This is a genomic window from Pseudomonas sp. FFUP_PS_473 (assembly GCF_002858665.1).
Classification (GTDB): domain Bacteria; phylum Pseudomonadota; class Gammaproteobacteria; order Pseudomonadales; family Pseudomonadaceae; genus Aquipseudomonas; species Aquipseudomonas defluvii.
The window spans coordinates 1-6,314 of record NZ_PJQQ01000068.1 but is presented as its reverse complement, the minus strand read 5'-3'; the positions used below and the strand labels follow the sequence as shown (position 1 = coordinate 6,314).

Annotated in this window: 6 protein-coding genes; 4 read left to right on the top strand and 2 right to left on the bottom strand. The window is 56.0% G+C overall.

The genetic code is table 11. The features are described from left to right. The 4 genes from CYD26_RS24375 to CYD26_RS24360 all read left to right on the top strand — a co-directional run. The coding region (locus tag CYD26_RS24375; RefSeq protein ID WP_218197069.1) for a hypothetical protein at positions 1-318 on the top strand (318 nt) is incomplete at its 5' end. A 210-nt stretch (positions 319-528) separates the two neighbouring features. Further along, the gene (locus CYD26_RS24370; protein WP_009395904.1) at positions 529-1,836 is read left to right on the top strand and encodes an OprO/OprP family phosphate-selective porin; all 1,308 of its coding nucleotides are present in this window, start codon (positions 529-531) and stop codon (positions 1,834-1,836) included. A 298-nt stretch (positions 1,837-2,134) separates the two neighbouring features. Beyond that, the gene (locus tag CYD26_RS24365) at positions 2,135-3,160 is read left to right on the top strand and encodes a hypothetical protein (RefSeq protein WP_011953109.1); all 1,026 of its coding nucleotides are present in this window, start codon (positions 2,135-2,137) and stop codon (positions 3,158-3,160) included. Between the two features lie 127 nt (positions 3,161-3,287). Beyond that, positions 3,288-3,512, top strand: coding sequence for a hypothetical protein (locus CYD26_RS24360; RefSeq protein WP_010951451.1), 225 nt, complete (start codon positions 3,288-3,290; stop codon positions 3,510-3,512). 92 nt (positions 3,513-3,604) lie between these two features. Here the strand turns inward: CYD26_RS24360 and CYD26_RS24355 are convergent, their stop codons facing one another. Together CYD26_RS24355 and CYD26_RS24350 are read right to left on the bottom strand one after the other, a co-directional pair. Beyond that, positions 3,605-5,602, bottom strand: coding sequence for a heavy metal translocating P-type ATPase (locus CYD26_RS24355; RefSeq protein WP_102053880.1), 1,998 nt, complete (start codon positions 5,600-5,602; stop codon positions 3,605-3,607). Positions 5,603-5,804: 202 nt separating this feature from the next. Next, positions 5,805-6,128: a DUF2790 domain-containing protein gene (locus tag CYD26_RS24350; protein ID WP_102053879.1), complete on the bottom strand. Its 324-nt coding sequence runs from the start codon at positions 6,126-6,128 to the stop codon at positions 5,805-5,807. Between the last annotated feature and the right edge of the window lie 186 nt (positions 6,129-6,314).

Here is a 6,314-nt window from a genome sequence, read left to right as displayed (position 1 = left end):
GGTACTCAGGTGACTGTATTGGGTAGACATGGCAACACCTTACATCAGGTGTTGCACTTGCTCCTTGAGGCCGCCGTCAAGAGCTACAACCTATCACGAGGCCTTGTCGTTGGCGGTGCGTGTATTGGAGTGCTGCCCGACTACAGCCGAAAACTGGAGAGAAATATCCTACCCGTGCCGGGTTTCCTGGACGACCTGGAGGAGAAAGATGTCTATCTTGTTATCAAAACGAAGCTTGTCCGCAATCCGCAGGTTTTGGAAATTCGAAGATTGATCAAGAAGAGCTTCTTTGATAAGAAGGACTGGCTTGTTCGGTAACAGTTTTGTTAGGTTTCAAACTCCTCCGTTAACACTACAGAAACACAACTGTCATATTCGCTTGCAACCTAGTCAGAGTGCTTAGAACAAAGGCATCTTGTTACAGCGGGTGACAACCGTGGCCTGCTCCCATCTGCAAGATAAATTTAGGCCGGCGCAGGGCGAAATATAACGTCGGTAGCTAAGCACTTAACATACGAGAGGCAAGCAATGATCCGTTCTTCGAACATGCGGGAAAAGCTGTTGGCTGCCGCAATAATAGGCACATTTTCCTCGCAAGCATTCTCCGGAACAGTAACCACTGACGGAGCTGACATCGTTCTGAAGACCAAGGGCGGTCTTGAAGTATCGACTTCTGACAAGGAATTCAGTTTCAAACTGGGCGGCCGAGTTCAGGCCGACTACGGCCGTTTCGATGGTGTCTTCACCAAGAATGGCGATACCGCTGACGCAGGCTACTTCCGTCGCGCCTACCTTGAGCTCGGTGGCGTGCTGTACCGCGACTGGAAGTATCAGCTCAACTACGACCTTTCCCGCAACACGGGCAACGACTCCGACGGCTACTTCGACGAAGCCAGCCTGACCTACACGGGTTTCAAGCCGGTGCAACTGCGCTTTGGCCGTTTCTACACCGACTTCGGTCTTGAGAAAGCCACCAGTTCGAAGTGGACCACCGCCATGGAGCGGAACCTCTCGTACGACCTGGCGGACTGGATCAACGACAACGCCGGCATGGGTGTTCAAGCCACCAGCACCATCGCTGACATGGCTTATGTTTCCGGTAGCGTTTTCAGCGAAACCAATAACAACTCGGATGGCGACAGCACCAAGCGCTACAACGTACGTGGCGTGTTCGCACCGCTGCACAGTGATGGCAACGTCCTGCACGTCGGTGCTCAGTACGCTTACCGCGACCTCAAAAACAGTGCGGTCGATACCCGGATTCGTTCGCGTCTGGGCGTCCGCGGTGTAGATACCAATGGCGGCGGCGATGCCGGCACCAACGGCAACCGCATGCTGTTTGGCGGTGCTGCTGCACAAGATGGCCTGTGGAAGGACGACTCGGTCTGGGGTCTCGAAGGTGCCTGGGCCACCGGCCCGTTCTCGGTTCAAGCGGAATACCTTCGCCGCAAGCTGAAAGCTGACCAGGCCAACAACGACATGAAGGCCTCCGGTTACTACGCCCAGATGGCTTACACCCTGACCGGCGAGCCGCGTATCTACAAGCTCGATGGTGCCAAGTTCGACACTATCAAACCAGAGAACAAGGAACTGGGGGCCTGGGAAGTCTTCTACCGCTTTGACGATATCAAGGTCGAAGACGGCAACCTGGTCACCGCGGCGGACCAATCGAACGAGCGCAAGGCCAAGAGCCACACGGTGGGTGTGAACTGGTACGTCAACGAGGCGGTGAAAGTCAGTGCCAACTACATCAACGTGCGCACCGACAACAACGAGAACACCGTGGGCGACGACAGCGGCAATGCCATCGTGACCCGCCTGCAATACGTCTTCTGATCCCTCTCATCAGTCTGACGTGAGAAAGCCGGAAGCGCTCAACGTGCTTCCGGCTTTCCTGTTTCTGGAGGTGATCAAGCATGGAGCGCCCTCCTCCTACCTGCTTTCGCTTACCGATGACCGCTCTTGCCAAAGCTCGGCGAATCTGATGTGATTGCCGCGTCGGGCTTTGCATGGTGGCCGTGCAAGCAAATCAAACCTGACTCCTATTCATGATTGAACCTGATTCGACGTCCAGCTTCGCGTCTAACGGCCCTACAAGCGCAGCTACCCCAACGTCGCTCATTAGGGGATAGTCATGTCTGCAAAAAAGCTGCTTCAACCTCTCGCTGCTCAGCTGCACGCCTCGTTCTCGGCTTCTGGCCGCCCGTACTCTCATCTGCACCTCCACCAGCTGTTCCACGCGGCCATCGGCTCCGTTGCACCGCAAGTTGCCATCCAAGACAAGCTGCCAATTCAGGTCTGTCGTGACAACGAGACACGGCAGTACAACCTCTACGCGGCGGTCGAGCGGGCGAAAACGTGCTTAGGATTGACCGATCTTCAAGCAGTCGGTGTGGCTGAAGAAGTCATTGAGGTGCTACGAACTGCGGGAATCGGCGTGAACCAGGTTCGCCTGCTCCTTGACCCCTCCTTCAGCTCGAAGACTCGCAAAAAGGCCTTCAAGGCTCTCTGCAAGAACCTGGATCTGAACGAGCTAGGCGATCGCTTCGTCCCCAAGACTGCCACGTTGGCCATCGCTGCTGGTATTGCGCCGCCTCCCAAAATGTCGTGGAAGGATCGCTTCGCCCTGGCTGCAAATTCCCCCATGCGGGGGCCAAGCGAGCTCATCAGCATGGTCAACCGGGATGAGTGTTATCTGTGGGTATTCCCACCGACTGACCATCATGCGACGGCTCCAGCGACGCATGACCGTTTCTTTGGTGAAAAGACCCACCCGAGCGCAGAAATGGGCATGGGGTTCAGCATCATCGATTCCGGCTGGACCCGCCCCAAGTACCCGCTATCCAGGCAGTCACAAGAGACCTTCATCCAGTATTCGCTTTCTGCGCCGATGTGGTCCTGGCGCGCACAAAGTGACACCTGGCGCCTGGGAAACATCCTGCGTTCAAGAATCCTTGACGGGGCTCCTTGGCATAACGAGCCTCTGAGTGACGTGCTTCCGAGCGGCCTTAAATCCCTGCCCCGGATCTATGGGTGCGAAACCTGCCGAACGCTGTTCATTGAGAATCACAGCGACTACCCGGATGTACCCACTCAGTGCCAATGCGGTGAGGCGAGCAGCACGGGTGACCAAAACGAGTCATCTGCTCTCAATAGCTGATTTTCCTTACGGTGGCGGGCTGAGCCCCCCGTTAGGGATTGGCTATGGGAGCGGGATTCGCTCACCCCAAACCTGAAGGCGCCGCCACCTAACCGAGCGATATGAGCTGAATGCTCGCGGAGTAGATATGCAAAAGAGTAAAAACAAACAGGACACCCTGGCGGCGATCAATGCGCTTGTCGAGATTGCGTATGATCAGGGATTTGCGGACGGACACGGAGTCGGCAATCAAGTCGGTTTCGTAGCCGGTGTCATGAGCCTCAAAGCTGCATTGGCCTGCGGCTTACGGCATGGCTCACCTGAGTGCGGAAAGGCCCTTGAAAGCCTCAAGCGCATCGGGATCGACGAGTGAGAGAAAAGTACGGGTCGTGCGCTGATCGCGCACGACCCGTACTTCTACTTCAGGTCATTTCCCTGCTTAGCTTCATGATTGAAGCTCAGGGATCAGGTGCTTCTGCGGTAGGCCAACAGGCGCAAGGCGTTGAAGACGACCAACAGTGTGGAGCCCTCATGGATCGCAACAGCGGCACCAATGCTCAAGCCCATGATGGTGGACGGAACCAGGATGGCCACAATCCCCAAGCTGACGAACAGATTCTGGTGGATGATCGATCGCGTGTGACGGCTCAGCCCCACCGCAAATGGGAGTTGCCTGATGTCGTCAGCCATAAGCGCGATATCAGCCGTTTCCAGGGCAACATCAGATCCAGCAGCCCCCATTGCGATACCAACGCTCGAACTGGCCATGGCAGGGGCATCATTGACGCCGTCACCCACCATGGCCACCTTGGCGCTAAGGCGCAGGTTTTTGATGGCCTTGACCTTGTCTTCCGGCATCAGGTCTCCCCACGCTTCATCTAAGCCAACTTGTTTGGCTACAGCCTCTGCAACGCGGTTGTGGTCTCCAGAAATCATGACCATGCGTTCGATGCCCATCTCTCTAAGCTTCTGGAGTGCCTCTTTGGCCCCCTCCCGGGGTGTGTCCAATAGCCCGATAGCGCCCAGATCCTTGTCAGCACGCCGTACCACCATGGTGGTACGGCCTGACTGACGTAGACGCTCCGCAGCCTCCAGGGCTGCCTTGCTGAGTGCGGGAATACCATTGGTACCGAACATCTCGACCTTGCCAATCCAGACGAACTGCCCATCAAGCTCAGCACGCACGCCGCGGCCAATCATGTTGCTCATGTTCTTGGCTTGGAATCGGCGCCGTGTGCCAATCATCTCTTCACCGTCACGCACAATTGCCGCAGCCAGCGGATGGTCGCTCATCGACTCCACAGCGATGGCGACGTTTAGCAGATCCTCGATCTGCGTGCCGCCTATGGGTATTACATCGGTGATACGTGGGCGCCCTTCGGTCAGGGTACCGGTCTTGTCGAATGCCATGGCATTCAATGATCCAAGCTCTTCAAGTGGCGCACCGCCCTTGATCAGCACGCCACCTCGGGCTGCCCTGGCGATGCCAGAGAGAATGGCGCTTGGTGTAGCGATCGCGAGCGCGCAGGGGCTGGCTGCAACCAGTACGGCCATCGCCCGGTAGAACGAGTCACGGAACGGCTCGTCAAGGAAAATGCCGGCAAATAGCAGCCCGACTACCAGCAGTAAAACCAACGGGACGAATATGCGTTGGAAGCGGTCCGTGAATCGCTGGGTCGGTGACTTCCTGACTTCGGCTTCACTGACCATCTTGATGACCCGCGCCAAGGTACTCTCCGTAGAGCGCCGTGTTACCTCAAACTCGATGAGCGTTTCGCCATTGATGGTACCGGCGAAGACTTTCGAGGCTGCATCCACTGCATCTGGCTTGCTGCGTGCGAGTTCGGCATCAGGAACAGGTTGCTTGTCCACGGGGACGCTCTCACCGGTTACTGGCGCCTGGTTGATACTTGAGGAGCCTACGACTACAAAACCATCGGCCGGCAGGCGGTCATTGGGGCGCACGATGACAACGTCACCGGGAACCAGCAGCTCCACGGGCATCTCCACCGTGCCATTTGCTCTGCGTACGATCGCGGTGGCTGGTGCGAGCTTGGACAGTGCCTCAATCGCTTTCTTGGCCCGCCCCATCGCGTAGCTTTCAAGGGAATGCCCCAGACTGAACAGGAACAGCAGCAGAGCCCCCTCCGCCCAGGCGCCGATGCTCGCGGCACCGACTGCGGCGAGAAGCATCAGCGAGTCGATCTCGAAGCGTTTCTGACGGATGTTGGTAACCGCTTCCTTAGTGGTGAACCATCCACCGAACACGTAGGCCGACACGTACAGAATCAGAGGCAGACGATCAATCAGGCCAAGTTTTCCTGCGAGAGCTCCGGCACCCAGGAGAGCACCACAGATCAGCGCGAAAATCAGCTCTGTGTTCATTCCAAAAATGCCGCCATGCTCATGGCTATGACCTTCATGCCCGGCTTGGTCATCAGGGCGTTCAAGCAAACTCTTCATAACTCGTCCCTTCTGGGGTCAAGGCTTCCAATTGCCCTCTGCAGTTGGGGAGCCGTCTCTGTTGGTTGGCTAAGATCTATTGCACGGTTTGCCCGAGCCCAGGCGTTAACATTTCGAAGCTATGGGGTATCGGGCGTAATAAAAAATGCCAGGCACTGCCTGGCATTTATGAATTCTCTAATTGTTCTGTTCAAATCGTTTACTACTTGTTGTTGATGCATTGCGAATACGTCGAGTAACGAACAGTCTTGAGCGTGCCCTGGGAGTCCTCGAAGGTCATCAACCGTGGATAGACCTGGCAGGTACGGGGGTCCTGCGACTGACGTACGAATTTCGCAACGTCTATCTTCATGCCATATTTGTAATCCTGAATCTCTGGCATTGGCTTGCCATTTTTCTCCGCGTACTTGGCCACTGCGGTCTGGTGTTCCTTGGTGTATTGAAGCTGCTTGCTCTCGGAGAAAGTGTTGGCCTGCGAAGCCACCGAGAAAACAACAAGTGCAGCAGCGATAATTAGCTTTTTCATAAAACCCTCTCAATTTCAAAACTTCTCGGGCGTAACCTTAGCAATGCATAGGCATCACCGGCATGACGAGAAACTTACAATTTTGAAAGGTAAGTGCATCTACTTCACTTTAATCGAGTAGGAGGCGAGTTCACACCCGCCGTCCTCTCACACCACCGTGCGTACGGTTCCGTACACGGCGGTTCA